Annotated in this window: 15 protein-coding genes and 1 other annotated feature; of the genes, 6 read left to right on the top strand and 9 right to left on the bottom strand. The window is 39.6% G+C overall.

What is annotated here, in order from left to right; genetic code table 11:
• The first annotated feature begins 19 nt into the window (after positions 1–19).
• Positions 20–328, top strand: a complete 309-nt coding sequence (locus PaeCFBP13512_RS21090) for a hypothetical protein (protein ID WP_137225774.1) — start codon at positions 20–22, stop codon at positions 326–328.
• A 143-nt stretch (positions 329–471) separates the two neighbouring features.
• Here PaeCFBP13512_RS21090 and PaeCFBP13512_RS21085 read toward each other — a convergent pair whose 3' ends face one another.
• On the bottom strand, positions 472–1,230 hold the full coding sequence (locus PaeCFBP13512_RS21085) for an SDR family oxidoreductase (RefSeq protein WP_069328736.1): 759 nt from the start codon (positions 1,228–1,230) through the stop codon (positions 472–474).
• A 202-nt stretch (positions 1,231–1,432) separates the two neighbouring features.
• Between PaeCFBP13512_RS21085 and PaeCFBP13512_RS21080 the strand changes: the two genes are divergently transcribed.
• Positions 1,433–2,026: a TetR/AcrR family transcriptional regulator gene (locus PaeCFBP13512_RS21080; RefSeq protein WP_137225772.1), complete on the top strand. Its 594-nt coding sequence runs from the start codon at positions 1,433–1,435 to the stop codon at positions 2,024–2,026.
• A gap of 19 nt (positions 2,027–2,045) precedes the next feature.
• Here the strand turns inward: PaeCFBP13512_RS21080 and PaeCFBP13512_RS21075 are convergent, their stop codons facing one another.
• The gene (locus PaeCFBP13512_RS21075; protein WP_241669449.1) at positions 2,046–2,276 is read right to left on the bottom strand and encodes a bacteriocin immunity protein; all 231 of its coding nucleotides are present in this window, start codon (positions 2,274–2,276) and stop codon (positions 2,046–2,048) included.
• Positions 2,277–2,448: 172 nt separating this feature from the next.
• Positions 2,449–2,694, top strand: a binding site (T-box leader).
• A gap of 107 nt (positions 2,695–2,801) precedes the next feature.
• Here PaeCFBP13512_RS21075 and PaeCFBP13512_RS21070 point away from each other — a divergent pair.
• Complete coding sequence (locus tag PaeCFBP13512_RS21070) at positions 2,802–3,977, top strand: aminotransferase class I/II-fold pyridoxal phosphate-dependent enzyme (protein WP_137225768.1); 1,176 nt, start codon at positions 2,802–2,804, stop codon at positions 3,975–3,977.
• A gap of 389 nt (positions 3,978–4,366) precedes the next feature.
• Positions 4,367–5,476, top strand: coding sequence for a helix-turn-helix transcriptional regulator (locus tag PaeCFBP13512_RS21065; RefSeq protein ID WP_137225766.1), 1,110 nt, complete (start codon positions 4,367–4,369; stop codon positions 5,474–5,476).
• Here the strand turns inward: PaeCFBP13512_RS21065 and PaeCFBP13512_RS23295 are convergent.
• Positions 5,463–5,633: a hypothetical protein gene (locus PaeCFBP13512_RS23295; protein WP_161594331.1), complete on the bottom strand. Its 171-nt coding sequence runs from the start codon at positions 5,631–5,633 to the stop codon at positions 5,463–5,465. The two genes, PaeCFBP13512_RS21065 and PaeCFBP13512_RS23295, sit on opposite strands and share 14 nt — an antisense overlap.
• A gap of 211 nt (positions 5,634–5,844) precedes the next feature.
• Between PaeCFBP13512_RS23295 and PaeCFBP13512_RS21060 the strand changes: the two genes are divergently transcribed.
• Positions 5,845–6,180: a hypothetical protein gene (locus tag PaeCFBP13512_RS21060; RefSeq protein ID WP_137225764.1), complete on the top strand. Its 336-nt coding sequence runs from the start codon at positions 5,845–5,847 to the stop codon at positions 6,178–6,180.
• Between the two features lie 11 nt (positions 6,181–6,191).
• Here the strand turns inward: PaeCFBP13512_RS21060 and PaeCFBP13512_RS21055 are convergent, their stop codons facing one another.
• The 6 genes from PaeCFBP13512_RS21055 to PaeCFBP13512_RS21030 form a co-directional block, all read right to left on the bottom strand.
• Positions 6,192–7,073, bottom strand: a complete 882-nt coding sequence (locus tag PaeCFBP13512_RS21055) for a carbohydrate ABC transporter permease (RefSeq protein WP_137225762.1) — start codon at positions 7,071–7,073, stop codon at positions 6,192–6,194.
• A gap of 30 nt (positions 7,074–7,103) precedes the next feature.
• Positions 7,104–7,988 carry a carbohydrate ABC transporter permease gene (locus PaeCFBP13512_RS21050; RefSeq protein ID WP_137225760.1) on the bottom strand — a complete coding sequence of 295 codons (885 nt, stop codon included), beginning with the start codon at positions 7,986–7,988 and terminating at the stop codon, positions 7,104–7,106.
• A gap of 177 nt (positions 7,989–8,165) precedes the next feature.
• The gene (locus tag PaeCFBP13512_RS21045) at positions 8,166–9,488 is read right to left on the bottom strand and encodes an ABC transporter substrate-binding protein (protein ID WP_069328743.1); all 1,323 of its coding nucleotides are present in this window, start codon (positions 9,486–9,488) and stop codon (positions 8,166–8,168) included.
• 90 nt (positions 9,489–9,578) lie between these two features.
• Positions 9,579–11,375, bottom strand: coding sequence for a sensor histidine kinase (locus PaeCFBP13512_RS21040; RefSeq protein WP_161594330.1), 1,797 nt, complete (start codon positions 11,373–11,375; stop codon positions 9,579–9,581).
• Positions 11,368–12,174, bottom strand: coding sequence for a response regulator transcription factor (locus PaeCFBP13512_RS21035; protein WP_137225756.1), 807 nt, complete (start codon positions 12,172–12,174; stop codon positions 11,368–11,370). The genes PaeCFBP13512_RS21040 and PaeCFBP13512_RS21035 overlap by 8 nt, the downstream gene beginning before the upstream one ends.
• Positions 12,171–13,250 carry a hypothetical protein gene (locus tag PaeCFBP13512_RS21030; RefSeq protein ID WP_137225754.1) on the bottom strand — a complete coding sequence of 360 codons (1,080 nt, stop codon included), beginning with the start codon at positions 13,248–13,250 and terminating at the stop codon, positions 12,171–12,173. Before PaeCFBP13512_RS21030 ends, PaeCFBP13512_RS21035 begins: the two co-directional genes overlap by 4 nt.
• 130 nt (positions 13,251–13,380) lie before the next feature.
• On the opposite strand from PaeCFBP13512_RS21030, the gene PaeCFBP13512_RS21025 reads away from it, so the two are divergent.
• Entirely contained in the window at positions 13,381–14,355 is a 975-nt protein-coding gene (locus tag PaeCFBP13512_RS21025) for an aldo/keto reductase family protein (protein ID WP_137225752.1), read from the top strand.
• Positions 14,356–14,370: the final 15 nt, after the last annotated feature.

The following is a 14,370-nucleotide window of genomic DNA, read 5'->3' as shown; positions in this document are numbered from 1 at the left end:
GAAAAACTGTATGGATTACATGTGGAGATTTCCTAAAGCAACAACCGAAGCTTTAAGCGAAGCGACTAAAGTTCCACTAACAGAATTGCACGATCTGATTAAACAAGGTAAATTATCCAATGGTTACAAAAATTTGATGTATCCTTGCGAATGTTGCTTACAGCCTATCGCTCAAGGTCGCTTATGCTCAGGTTGCTCTACTTCGTTCAAAGATGCTTTCCAAGCTACACCAAAATCACAACCTCATGTCGTTCATGGTGCACCTAGCCTGAATAGCACGGGACAAAAAGTATTGTTTACTTCACAGACGCGTTCACCTCGTCGTTAATTTTATATACTTTTTTTATATACTTGCAGTTTATTCATAACATAGATAAAAGCCTGAATTCTGATAAAAGAATTCAGGCTTTTTGTTGTTTATTGTTCTAGATTATATTTATCATTTCAGCATATTGTCGTCTTTAATTAGTCTTAGTAAGCTGTCCAACCTGCATCAGCCACGATCACTGTACCATTCACAAAGCTTGAATCATCGGAAGCTAGAAACAAGGCTACTTTTGCAATATCATGAGACTCGCCTGTTTTGGGATTCAGATTCATACCGATCATGGCACGTTCCATTCCAAATGCATTTGGTTCATTAATTGTACTGCTAATATTCGTAGCTACTCCCCCCGGTGCAATCGCATTACAACGTATACCTAGTGGAGCATATTGGAATCCCACATTTTTAGTTAAGCCCACTACAGCGTGTTTGGAAGCGGTATAAGCGGCTCCTGCTCTAGATCCATTTAATCCACCGGCAGAAGCAATATTAATAATCACACCACTACTTTTTTCTGTGAAAATCGGTAAAGCTTGACGAATCGTACGCATCGTTCCTGTCGTATTGATTGCAAAAACACGTTCCCACAAATCGTCTGTTACATCAGCTGCCGGTACAAAATTATCCATAATGCCTGCATTATTTACGAGGATATCCAGTGTTCCATATTCTTTGACTGCTTTTTGAATTAATTGTTGTACTTCTTGCTCTTGTGTCACATTGGTAGCGATTGCAACAGCTTGTCCGCCACTGGCTTCTATTTCATCCACTGTGATCTGAGCCGCTTCTTTTTGAATATCAGATACGACTACTTTTGCTCCTTCTTGTGCAAATAATAAAGCAATCGCTTTGCCCATTCCTGAAGCCGCTCCTGTAATAACTGCTACTTTGTGTTCAAGTCTCATCTATACAACCTCCATAGCTTTTGTCTCTAATCTTCAACAGTTGTTGATTAACATACATCTGTTATATTATCTTAGAGCGAGACCCGTAGAGATACAATCAGCAAATGATTCGACTTTTGTTGAAAAATAAACAAATATCCTCTATTTTGTTCATTTTGTGCCCATTGGACTTGCTTATGTCTGTCATTAAAGGAGCCTATCTATGAGTGATCGTCGTATTCGTAAAAGCAAACAAGCTTTGACTGCTGCTCTGATTGAACTGTTACAGCAAAAAGAATTTCGCAGTATTTCGATCACAGATATTGTAGCTGTCGCTGATGTGAACCGAGGTACATTTTACAAACATTATACATACAAAGAAGACTTGCTTGATGAGCTTGTAGAGAGTGTGATAATCGATCTTCGAGACTCGTATGAAGAACCTTATCGACATGTTACTACGCTTATTATTCAAGAATTAGTTGCTTCAGCTGTCAAAATTTTTGATCATGTGTATAAACATCGTAGCTTCTATCAACTGATCTCTAATTCTAATGCGTTACCCGGTTTTCAGCAGCGACTTTGTAACGAGTTACAGAATCTATCCCTGCAAGATTACCGCAATGAAGAAGCCCGAAATGCCATGATTGAGCTAGGAATTAATCCGGAATTATACGCTAGTTATCAAGCGTATGCGATCTGGGGATTGATTATCGCTTGGATTCAGAATGACTTTGAGCATAGTGCGCACTATATGTCTGAGCAATTGCTAAAGATCCTAAATCAACAGTCTACTTTCCGCCCTACTCATGAATAAAATAGCTTTTTACGATTGGTTACGATGATGGTGAAGGTGGTAATAGTATCGGCTGATACGCTAAAGCCTTATCTACAATTTCTGCGGCTGAGTAGTCTTTATCATTCCAGAAAATCAGGTTACTAATCTCCGGATGAGGGACATTTTGCTCAAGTGTAACAAGCCATTGATCGATCTCTTGCTCATTACCTCGATCTTGCATAATTCGCTCGACAAGATCAATACATTCGTTACGGGAAAGAGTCATCATCCACATCTCCTTATGTCTTTGAAGTATTACTCTCTATCCTAACTTTCAAATTCAGGTATTGCAATTCTAAAAAAGAGGGATTATACTAAGCCTACGATTTTGATCGATCAATCGTTAATCGTTTTCTTTATGACCTATAATGATTTCACTTATAAATAATGATGAAGTATATACACATTCTATGACGAGAAAGAGTACGCTTTTAATCTGATCCACAGAGAGTTGGGTACGGTGCAAACCAACGTTCAGATGCTAGCTGAAGCCATCTCCGAGAAGCAGGCTGAAATAACCAACTAGGTGCTGCCGCATGTCCAGCGTTAACGGGAACACGTATTGATAGATACGTAGCAGAGTGTCACTTTGTGTACGCACAAAGTGGAACTAGGGTGGTAACACGGGTAAAAGACTCGTCCCTTTTTAGGGACGGGTCTTTTTTGTTTTCTTTTCCCTATTCCTCTACCGAATCTTACACATACGTGAACAGATGAGCATTCACTATTTAGAGACTTTTGAGGAGGAACAACCATGACAACTTCAACAATCAGCCAATTTTTGACCCCTTCTATTCAACAAATGCAACCTTCAGGTATTCGCAAATTTTTCGATTATTCTTCAGAACGTACCGATATTATTTCGCTCGGCATCGGCGAACCTGACTTTCCGACCCCACGTTTAGTTCGTGAAGCTTGTGTGCGTGCTTTGGAAGAAGGTAGAACGACGTATACTCATAATGCAGGCTTGCCTGAATTGCGTGAAAGTATCGCTGAATACCTGCATACGAATTTCCAAGTCCATTACAATCCTACGCATGAATTGATGGTCACGATCGGTAGCAGTGAAGCACTGGATCTTGCACTACGTGTCTTGATCAACGAAGGTGATGAGATTCTAGTACCTGCGCCTTGTTATGTATCGTATTCACCGATTACGAATCTAGGTGGTGGTGTCGCTGTCGAGGTGGAGACATTTGCTCATAATAATTTCAAATTGACGCCGGATTCCTTACTTGCAAGTCTGACACCACGTTCGAAAGTATTGATTTTGAGCTATCCGAGTAACCCCACAGGCGGAATCATGACATATGAAGATTGGTTGCCGATTGCTAAGATCGCCGAAGAACATAATCTAGTGGTGATTACAGATGAAGTATATGCAGAATTAACGTACGGGCAAAAGCATGTTAGTTTTGCAAGTCTACCGGGTATGAAAGAACGTACATTGTTATTAAGTGGATTTTCCAAAGCTTTTGCGATGACAGGATGGCGAATTGGATATGCTTGTGGCCCTGAAGAGTTGATTCAAGCGATGCTCAAAATTCATCAATATACGGTCATGTGTGCGCCGATACTGGGTCAGATTGCTGCGCTCGAATCGCTCAAACCTCATGGACTTGCTGCAAAAGATGAAATGATGGCTTCGTATAATGCACGCCGTATATCTTTTGTACAAGGATTACGTCAGATCGGGTTACAATGCCATGAACCGCTGGGTTCCTTTTTCGCTTTCCCTTCTATCGCTCATACCGGTTTAACATCAGAACAATTTGCTCAGCGATTGTTACAAGAAGTCGGCGTGCTCGCTGTTCCGGGTACAGCATTTGGTAAAGGTGGCGAAGGATTTATACGTTGTTCTTATGCTACGTCCTCTGTACAACTGGATGAAGCTTTAGAACGGATGCGTCAATTTTTACAGACCCTTTAATCAGAGCATGATAAATGCTATTGAAATGATCTCTAGAGAGATGAATAACATCATACCTCTTCATTATCTAGAGATCATCTATAGTGATTGATTTACTTTATATGGCCTACTATTTCATGGATACCTTAATCCGTTCTGTTCATGTTTCTTTTCTTCTATAGATAACGCCTTATACTTTGATCCTGTACTGTATTTAAGCTTCTAAGCGACAGATCATTCTCATTCAGCACTAGAGCGAAATTGGTCATAGCTATATAGCTTCTGGTATAATCGGTAACTATTATCAAGTATAAGCCTTATTTGAAGATAACTATCCTACAACTACGGGATGTGTACAAAAGAGATGTAGACCGAACTTTATTGAAATCCAGAAAAGGTAGGCGATATATATGAATACACAGACTTATATGCAAAAGCTTGAATTACTAGCGGAACGTTCTATTTCTTCTTACTCTTATATTCATTCATTATTAGAAGAATTAAAGCCCCTTCTTCCTTTTGCAGGTGCATGTTGTACGAATATTGATCCGTATCGTTTACTCTCTACAGGAGCTGTTGTAGCACATAATATGGAATCGATTCACCATCAATTACTAACATATGCGTATGGACAAGAAGGTATTCATAGCTATGATAATATGACTCTCTCGCATACATCTGTGATGACATTGCATTGTGCGACAGAAGGTCAACCGGAACAGAGTTCAAGATATCAGGATATTTTACAGCCTGCTGGATTCGGTGATGAGCTACGTGCGGCATTATTGTATAAAGGTAGTTGTTGGGGATATTTAACGTTATTTCGCAAACAAGATCAATCGTTATTCAGTGAGCAAGAATGTCAGTGGATGGTGGAGATTGCTCCTATCATCGCAAAACATCTGCGCCAGTTCAGCCTCGCGATTCCTTTTGTCAATGAAGTCAAATTACGTTCACCCGAAATTCTGATGCTGTCTCAGCAATTGGAATTATTATCTTCTAATTCAGATACACATCACTGGTTAGACGTGTTACGCCAACATGAAGGAATAACAACGTCTGCACTCCCACGCTCTATTCTAACGGTTGCCAGTATGGCATTAACAGATGATACAATATTCGATCAACGATTACATACAGATTGCTGTTCATCTTCTCTACCATGTTCTCCTATTCAAGTATGTGTGCCTGTACGTGAACATGACTATATCGATATTACAGCTTATGCGCTGTATAGTCACACCTCAAGTATTCAGTTGATGATTGCCATTCAATCTGCTTCTCCACTTGATATCTTGCCGTCGATGATGGAGGATTACCATTTATCTGAACGTGAAAAGCAGATCGTCGATCAAGTGATCGAAGGATTGTCTACACGCAAGATTGCTGATATTCTGCATCTTTCTCCTTGTGCTGTGGAAGAACATCTTCAATCTATTTTTGCCAAAACAAAAACGACCAGTCGTAGAGAACTGATCGCTCGTTTATTATCCCAAACCGATTGTATTATTTCCAGATAGCTGTTATATGTTTTGTTTTTCTTCTCATGTATCGTTTGAGTGCACTCTCACTTTTGCGAGACGCTAGTGTTTGTTTTACACCTTGCATGAGTAGTTTATAGCGCCAGTCATCATCATGGCTAATTTTGTGTAATTCATCCAAAAATTCTTCACTCATTATAATCACTCCAGCTCCAAAATATGAACTCTATACTTATAATATACCCAATGTATATGAATTCTTTATGGAAACTAGCTTAAAATAAGATGAAAAATGTATGAAGAATGTAAGGCTGATGTGATGATGTGTGAGCATATGGTTCAATAAACCTTCTGATTATCCGATATATAGTACTGAAGGTATACGAATATAATCAGGAGGCACGACCATGGATACATACCCACCTTACCAAGATCCTTACCGAAAAGAAGGTCGCAATCGTTTTGGATTGGCTTTGACTTCTTTTATTTTGGGGATCATTAGCTTTTTCACTTCTTTTATCAGCTTTGCTATTATTGGAGAATTTGGACAAGAAGATAGTGGCTTTTGGAACATATTACTTGCTTTAAGTGCATTTGTAGCGATTGTCCTACTTATTCTTGTGCTCACATTTAGTCTTATTTCGATTCGTACTACCCATGGTAGAGCATTTGCGATTACAGGGCTTGTATTAGGATCCATACAGATCCTTTTTGTACTGCTACTGATTTTTGTAGTCAATTAAGTCGATAGATATTAACCTTTGATCGCACCTTCTGCCATTCCAGCTAAGACTTGTTTGTTAAACACAGCGAATAAGACCACTGTTGGAATGGTAGCGATCATAATCGCTGCGAACATCGGCGCATAATCGGTTGTATACTCCCCTGCAAAACGGGTCAGTCCCACAGGAAGTGTTAATTTATCAGGATCAGAAATAAAGACAAGCGCCAATAACAACTCGTTCCACACCCCGACAAAACTCAGTATCGTTACGGTCATCAGAGCAGGCTTCGAGATCGGTATAACAATCCGCCAAAAAATACTATATACTGTACACCCATCCATCACAGAAGCTTCCAACATTTCTTTCGGAATACCTGTAAAAAATCCGCACAGTACCAGTACAGCCGCTGGCAATCCAAATGAAATATAAATCAGAATCAGACCGAACTGCGAATCGACCAATCCAACTTTCGTAAAATACACAAACAGTGGAATCAATGTCGCATGAATCGGAACCATCATCCCTAGTAGAAAATAAACAAAAGTCGCTTTTGATAATTTCCAACGTAACTTGGTCAGAGCGTATGCTGACATAGCACTAAATACCAGTACAGCAACCAAAGTAGCTGAAGAAATCCAGACCGAGTTCAACAGATATCTGCCTGTATTCCCTGTTGTCCAAGCATTCCAATAATTACTCCACATCCAGTGTTGAGGTAATCCCCATGGATTGGTATAGATCTCCGGGGTCTGCTTCAGTGAATTTAGCAATAACCATAATAATGGATAGACATAGAAAATCGCTACAAAACACAATACAGCATAAATCATGATTTTACCTATAGGAAAAAAACGTCGTGTATCTACGTTAGTTTGCTGTTTGGTTGTCTCTACATAAGGCGAAGATTTCATCCTTCCTGTTCACCCCCATCACGATACGATTTAATATTCAATACTTGATTTGCGGAAAATCATATTGATCAATACGGTTGCCACCAGACACATCAACAGCAAGATAACAGATAGAGCGTCTCCGTACCCGTATTCGAATTGACGGAAAGATCTACCGTACAAGTAAGAAGCTAATACCTGTGTCTGATTGGCTGGACCTCCACCTGTCATGACAAATACGAGATCAAAGAACTTAAGTGAACCAATTGTTATCAGAATCGTAGTTACTTTCATAATTGGTTGTACCAGCGGAATCGTCATATGCCAGACCACTTTCCACCCTACAGCTCCATCTATACGTGCTGATTCAAAGATATGTGCTGGAATATTCTGAATCGCCGCAATATATAGAATCATCGTATACCCCAGATATTGCCAACCAACTACAAAAGATACTGCCCACATCGCTGTATCCGGTTGAGATAACCAATCATTAGCCAGTGAAGACATGCCAAGCACTTCTAACAATTTATTAAGCATCCCGATTTCTGGATTATAGATAAAGCTCCACATCATCCCTACAGCCACACTAGAAATAACAGCCGGGAAAAAGAAAATATTTTTAAACCACTCTTTGCCTTTAATCGAGCCGGTAATCAGAATAGCTAGTAAAAAACCCAATCCTTGTTGAATAACCAGACTCACAAATAGTAAAATCATCATATTTTTGATACTGGTAAAAAAGACAGAGTCTCTGGTAAACATACGAGTATAATTATCCATACCGATAAACTTCATCGGGCTAATCACATCCCATTTAAAAAAGCTAAAGTAAATCGAAGCCACAATAGGGATAAATACAATCGCTGTATACAGCAATAACGCTGGCAACAAAAATAGAATAATCGCTGATTTGTTCCGTAGCATTCGTTCCATGATTTTCCGCCTTTCCAGAACTTCATTCTTTGCAACTTATAAATTCGCTTAGAACATGTATCTGTTGAGAAGATCAGTCAGAAATCACTAACCACTGTTGCTACCTATCACCACAGTAACTTCGTTGTTATCATGATTCCTGACCTCATCTTTATACAGTGCTTACTAAGGAATGATTTACTCTTTATTATCTTGCGTAAACTGCTCTAGACTTTGAAACGCTTCTTCAGGTGCTTGACCTGCTAAGATCGCTTGGATCGTTGTATTGTATTCGTCTCCGATCTTCGCGCCCAGCCCTACATCGTAGAAGATAAACATACCTTTCATATCTGACATTTCTTTTTGCAGTTCTTGAGCAACCGCAGGCACTTTATCTTTGTTGAGCTTAACGTTGACCGCTGGAATATCACCATTTTCTTCAGCTAACTTTGTCTGAATATCATTGCTTGTCCATGCTTTGATATATTCTAATGCTTGATCTTTATTCTCTGTATTGGCACGAATGACTAGATTGTAACTCGGTTGCCCTAGCCATGTATCTAGATCGCCTTTACCACCTTCAAAAGTAGGGAATTTGGCTACGCCTACTTTTCCTTTGACTTTAGAGTCTGCGGCTTCTACTGAACCTACCGCCCAGCTTCCCATTACAAACATAGCCGCTTCACCATTTTTGAACATATTGGTAATGGCTGTATTATCCAATCCTAAGAATCCCGAAGGGAATGCCCCCATATCTCGTAATTCATTCATCACATTTCCTGTCTGAATATAAGAAGGGTCCATCCAAGATCCTGTGCCATCCATCAATTTGTTAAATGGCTCGTCTCCACCAATTCGATTCGCTACCATTTCGCTAAATAGAGCGCTTGTCCATGATTCTTTCGCTCCAAAAGCAAATGGAGTTACGCCATTGTCTTTAAGTACTTTAATTACATTTTTGAGTTCTTCATAAGTAGTCGGTGGTGTTAGATTATATTTAGCAAAAATTTCTTTGTTATAAAAAAGCGGTACAGTTGCAAATGCAGTCGGGATCGCATACACTTTATCGTCAAAAGTCAGTAGATTAAACGCTCCAGAAGTAAAGCTTTTTTTCCACTCAGGATCTGCATTTAAAATCTCTGTCAAATCCATAATTCTACCGGAGTCAGCGTATGTTTTTAATTTACCAGCGGCATGACTTACAAATACATCTGGCCCGGCATTCGCAGCAAGTTCTGCATTTAATTTGGGGTAATAACGATCTGTTCCCGGAATATGTTGTACTTTCATCGTCGTTGTGGCATCTTTGCGTGCATTGTAATCTTTAGCTAGTTGTTCCGACATCTTATACACAAAACTATCTGCATTCTGCCAATCATAGATCACCATTTCACCTTTAGCGCCTGCCGAACCTGATCCTGTGGCTGATTCAGAGCTGTTGCCGCAACCTGCGAGTACACTACTCAATAAGAGAACACCTGTCAGCACACCTATACTTTTTTTCCAATACCCCTTTGCCATGACTCATTTCATCCTCTCATGCTTTCGGTATAGAATACGCTTTCATCATATAAGGTGTTTGGAATATCGACCATGTGGTATTTCTGACATTTAACTTGAAAATTCCGACCTCTTTTCCAAAAAGTGGTCTCTAGGAATATGCAATATAACGGTTGTTCCTTGATTGTCTAGACTTTCAATTTGTAGTCCATAATCTTCTCCATAATGCAGTTGGATTCGCTGATGCACATTGAGCAGCCCTATACCTGACAAGCTCGAATCTGAAGGATGATCTAGATAATGGCGTAATGTTTCCAGATGAGCAGTATTCATTCCCAGTCCATCATCGTGGATCGATAGGATTAAAGTATCTTCACTTTGATGTGCATGAATACAGATCATTCCATTTTCCATTTGCATTTCTAATCCGTGAACAATTGCATTCTCAATGATTGGTTGCAAAATAAATCTCGGCACAATCAATGATAAGACTGCCGGATCGATATCATATTGCATATCGAACTTATCTACATACCGCACTTTTTGAATATAAATGTATTTTTTGACACTCTCTAATTCTTCGCTCAGTGTAATAAATTCTTTCCCTTTGATCCCTTCACGCATCAGATCACCTAACGCTTTGGACAACTTGCCTACTTCCGGGACACCTTCGATCCGTGCCATCCAATTCATCGTTTCTAGCGTATTGAATAAAAAATGAGGATTGATCTGGAACATTAGAAATTTCAGTTGTGATTGTTGCCGTAGACGTTCTTCTTCATACACTTGATTGATCAAATAATGAATACGTGCAATCATTCGATTGAAATTTAGACTGAGAATACCAATCTCATCTCGCGAAGGATAATTAAAGCTAATCGACCAATTATCACGTTCCGTATTTTTCATAATAGACGATAACTGACGAATCGGTCTGGAAATACTGACAGATAAGGAATAGCCTAATATCAACGTGATAAGCGCAACAACGATAAACAAAATTAACATCCATTGCTGCAACACAATCGATTGTTCTGAATAACGTGCAGTCGGAATAATACTGACGATTTTCCAATCAGTATTCTGAATACGTTGATACGATACAATCTGCTGTTTATCATCAATATGATCTGCAAAATCACCTGTATCTCCACTGGTAATAATCTTCTGTAGATATGCTTCAGTAGGTGTATGATGAATACTTGCTTTATTTCCACTTGAAATAATCTGTCCATGACTGTCGATAATAAATAGCTCACCTTGTTCATTAAGCTTGATCTGACTATACACCTTGTACAGAGCTTCTTCATGATAAGTCAACAAAAAATAGCCTATCTTTTGCAGGCTATCTACGTCATAAATAGTACTTACTGCGGCTACGACCGATTGCTGTCCTGACGGATTGAACCAGGTTAGATCACCACGGTTACGCTGTAATACTTGCCAGTTCTGATCTCGCAAATCTAACTTTCTTGGATAGGTACTGGTCTGAAAAGAAGTACCATCCAGTGCATATAGACTGACACCTTCAACATCTTCTCGATCACTTATTAACCCGTACAGAATATTACGTATGCGCTTATCTGCTGAGACATGTTGAAGTGGCGACCATTGCTGTCGATTAACAGCTTTGAGCGATTCACGAATCTCTTGATTGGTAAAAATAGCATAATACAGACGTTCAATATCATGCATATGCAGTTCAATATTTTTACTGACTTCACTTAACATATCCATTGTATAAATATTCGTCTGCTCTTGAATCAGTGAACTCGATTTCTGATACGTCCAGACACTAATGACCGCTAATGGAATCAGATTAAGTACGATAAAGGCGATAAATAATTTATTGCGAATATTGAGATCACGAGCCGCTTGAATCAGTCGATGTAACCACACTTCAAGCATGGGATTGATCTCCTTTTTTACGAAATTCATTCGGAGTTAGTCCATATCTTTTTTTGAATACTTGTCCAAAATAACGAGCATCTCGAATCCCTACCTGCTCTGCTATTTTGTAAATTTCAAGATGAGGATTGGCAAGCAATTGAACAGCCTTTTGCATCCGAATTCTTGTAAGCGTATTCAAGAAATTGTCGCCTGTTTCTTTTTTGAATAATCGGCTAAGATAATCGGCATTAAAGTGATTTTTGTCTGCAATATGTTCTATCGTAATATCTTTCATATACTGCTTTTCCATCGTCTGAAGCATTTGCTGAATAACAGGATGTATCGACGGTGATTCTTGATGAGCAGTATGTTTACCTTGTAAAGTCAGTGCATATTCTTCGAGTTGATCCCGTAATTCTTCTTCAGTATGCTGGCGTTGACGTTCTTCTAGAATCGTTGCTTTGGCTTTGAGACAAGCCGTTATAATTTCATCTGGATCTGTCGGTTTCAAAACAAACCCTAATGCTCCTAATTGAATCGCTTTGAGTGCGTAATCCAACTGATGATAAGCTGTAATAAAAATGACTTTAGGTGCACACAGTTGCTGATTAAGACTATCCATTAGCGCTAATCCATCCAGACCGGGCATCCGAATATCTGTAAGCAATAAATCTGGCTTTTGCGAAAGACTGAGTTGTCTGGCTTCGATTCCATTAGCAGCTATTCCGACCAATTGAAATCCATGATCGTTCCAGTTGAGCATTTCCAATCCCCGGCGAGTCATGACTTCATCGTCTGCGATCATTAGTGTAATCATGCTTTCTCCTCCTTAACTATTTTGATCAAACAATGAAAAGGGACACTTGTAGCTTCATTCCACAAAGGCGAACGTTCGATATGATCGTTATAACTCCATACAAATTTGAAATGATGTCCATAATCCCAATCTACACTGGCTAAATTCTGTTGCCAAAATCGTATATCTGTATATTCAAAAGGTGCAGGAGTGGCATACTGAAGAGGTAATCGGTCGACAGGAGAATACAACCCAACTGCTTCTACTGTACTTCCATCCCAATTCCGACTATACCGTAGAATTTTGACCATTTTCCATAAAGGATGTAATCCACGTTGAAATAATTCTAGTTGCCCCAGATCGTGTAATATATTCAGTGCATGAGCAAAAGTTAACGTATGTCCGATCAGATCATGATGTGCTTCTGCTAGATAGATCCGCTCTGTTGCTGCTAACTCCTGCAAAATAAAAGCAGATAATTCCGCAGGAGATGTTATAGCTGGAAAATGATCCTCTGTAGTGATTTCTAACTTTTTGACTTCTGATACTTTATATCCGATCCACGAACGTCCCGGAATCGTGCGATCAAAAGCAGTAATCAATTGCTGAATACGTTCTATATCTGCTCGACATTCCCATACGTTCTGTTCACGCATAGCGAGCAATGATACAGCGGCATAGATAACATTGTGACCTACCCAATGCAGTTGATCGATATTAGCTTGTAATGCTTCTAGAATGAAGGTGGATGCATCTGCATATAAAATAAGTCCGTCTGGAGCAGAAACACTAGATTTCAATTCCTGTTCTGGATTATGTGAAGATAGCGATGTAGTGGAATCATGTATCGATGCCTTTTCTTTGACCGATTGATTTTCACTTAAATACGTAGTAGATGTTAATCCATATTGAGTGATCATCTGCTCCGCTTGGTTCAATAACGCGGTTGCTACTTCATCTGTGATCGTAGGCGATTGGGCTAAGAAGTAAGCGGCAATACTAGCTGTTCCATAATGAGCATCCCAGATATCTCCTGACTGTTGCTGACAATCAGCGATTATTTTTAATCCACTTGTCAAAAAAGATGAGCGTAACATTAATATCCTTCCTTTCTGAATCTCATGTAATGTTGACGAATCTATTTTTTTCGTTAATGATAAAAGAAGTGAGTTGTTAGCTTGGCTGACAATTCGATACTTAATCTACATACACAGAGGAGCGCTTATCATGAAATATCGTAATCTGGGTCAAACCGGTCTAAAAGTGAGCGAAATTAGTCTTGGAAGCTGGTTAACTTATGGCACGGCGGCAGAACAACAAGCAGCCGATGATTGTATACGTACTGCGTTTGATTTAGGGATTAACTTTTTCGATACCGCAAACGCTTACAACCGTGGTGAAGGGGAAAAAGCGATTGGATCTGCGCTTCGTTCGTATGAACGTTCAAGCTATGTACTAAGCACGAAAGTCTTTTTCCCGATGGGTGAAGGTCCCAACGATCGTGGATTATCACGTAAACATATTATGGAACAATGCGAAGCCAGCCTCAAGCGTCTGGGTACAGATTATATTGATATTTATTTCTGCCATCGCTTTGATCAAGAGACTCCTACTGAAGAAACATTGCGTGCACTAGATGATCTTACATCACAAGGTAAAATTTTGTATAGTGCAGTGAGTGAATGGACAGCAGCTCAGATCAGTGATGCGGCTCATATAGCAGATCGTCTGCGCTTACGTCCACTTGCAGCCAATCAACCGATCTATAATTTATTTGAACGTTATATCGAACATGAAGTTCTTCCTGTTTCTCAGCAACATGGATTAGGACAAGTCGTCTTCTCCCCGCTTGCTCAAGGTATTCTGACAGGTAAATACAAGCCGGGTCAAGCTCCCGCAGCAGGCACACGAGCAGCAGACGATTCGGTAAACCATGTGATTAACAGTTATCTACGAGATGATGTATTAGAGGTGGTTGGTCAGTTGGATCAATTAGCGCAAGGACTGAACATCAAATTGTCTCAATTGGCTTTAGCTTGGGTTCTTCGTCAACCGGGTGTAAGTTCAGCTATTATCGGAGCATCCAAACCCCATCAGATTCAAGAAAATGTAGAAGCGGTAAATATTACTTTGAGCGAAGATACATTATCACAAATCGATCAGATCATGGAAAATGTTCATGATTTCTCACCGATGCGTTAATATGATAGATGGGTC

The sequence above is a fragment of the Paenibacillus sp. CFBP13512 genome, from assembly GCF_005233705.1.
Lineage (GTDB): Bacteria > Bacillota > Bacilli > Paenibacillales > Paenibacillaceae > Saccharibacillus > Saccharibacillus nuruki.
This window is presented reverse-complemented; position numbering and strand designations above follow the sequence as displayed.

Bases quoted from the DNA above. Each gene is read 5' to 3' on its own strand.
- PaeCFBP13512_RS21070 (WP_137225768.1), top strand. From the start codon at position 2,802: ATGACAACTTCAACAATCAGCCAATTTTTGACCCCTTCTATTCAACAA.
- PaeCFBP13512_RS21055 (WP_137225762.1), bottom strand. From the start codon at position 7,073: ATGAAATCTTCGCCTTATGTAGAGACAACCAAACAGCAAACTAACGTA.
- PaeCFBP13512_RS21025 (WP_137225752.1), top strand. From the start codon at position 13,381: ATGAAATATCGTAATCTGGGTCAAACCGGTCTAAAAGTGAGCGAAATT.
- PaeCFBP13512_RS21040 (WP_161594330.1), bottom strand. From the start codon at position 11,375: ATGCTTGAAGTGTGGTTACATCGACTGATTCAAGCGGCTCGTGATCTC.
- PaeCFBP13512_RS23295 (WP_161594331.1), bottom strand. From the start codon at position 5,633: ATGAGTGAAGAATTTTTGGATGAATTACACAAAATTAGCCATGATGAT.
- PaeCFBP13512_RS21035 (WP_137225756.1), bottom strand. From the start codon at position 12,174: ATGATTACACTAATGATCGCAGACGATGAAGTCATGACTCGCCGGGGA.
- PaeCFBP13512_RS21080 (WP_137225772.1), top strand. From the start codon at position 1,433: ATGAGTGATCGTCGTATTCGTAAAAGCAAACAAGCTTTGACTGCTGCT.
- PaeCFBP13512_RS21060 (WP_137225764.1), top strand. From the start codon at position 5,845: ATGGATACATACCCACCTTACCAAGATCCTTACCGAAAAGAAGGTCGC.
- PaeCFBP13512_RS21045 (WP_069328743.1), bottom strand. From the start codon at position 9,488: ATGGCAAAGGGGTATTGGAAAAAAAGTATAGGTGTGCTGACAGGTGTT.
- PaeCFBP13512_RS21030 (WP_137225754.1), bottom strand. From the start codon at position 13,250: ATGTTACGCTCATCTTTTTTGACAAGTGGATTAAAAATAATCGCTGAT.
- PaeCFBP13512_RS21090 (WP_137225774.1), top strand. From the start codon at position 20: ATGTGGAGATTTCCTAAAGCAACAACCGAAGCTTTAAGCGAAGCGACT.
- PaeCFBP13512_RS21075 (WP_241669449.1), bottom strand. From the start codon at position 2,276: ATGATGACTCTTTCCCGTAACGAATGTATTGATCTTGTCGAGCGAATT.
- PaeCFBP13512_RS21065 (WP_137225766.1), top strand. From the start codon at position 4,367: ATGAATACACAGACTTATATGCAAAAGCTTGAATTACTAGCGGAACGT.
- PaeCFBP13512_RS21085 (WP_069328736.1), bottom strand. From the start codon at position 1,230: ATGAGACTTGAACACAAAGTAGCAGTTATTACAGGAGCGGCTTCAGGA.
- PaeCFBP13512_RS21050 (WP_137225760.1), bottom strand. From the start codon at position 7,988: ATGGAACGAATGCTACGGAACAAATCAGCGATTATTCTATTTTTGTTG.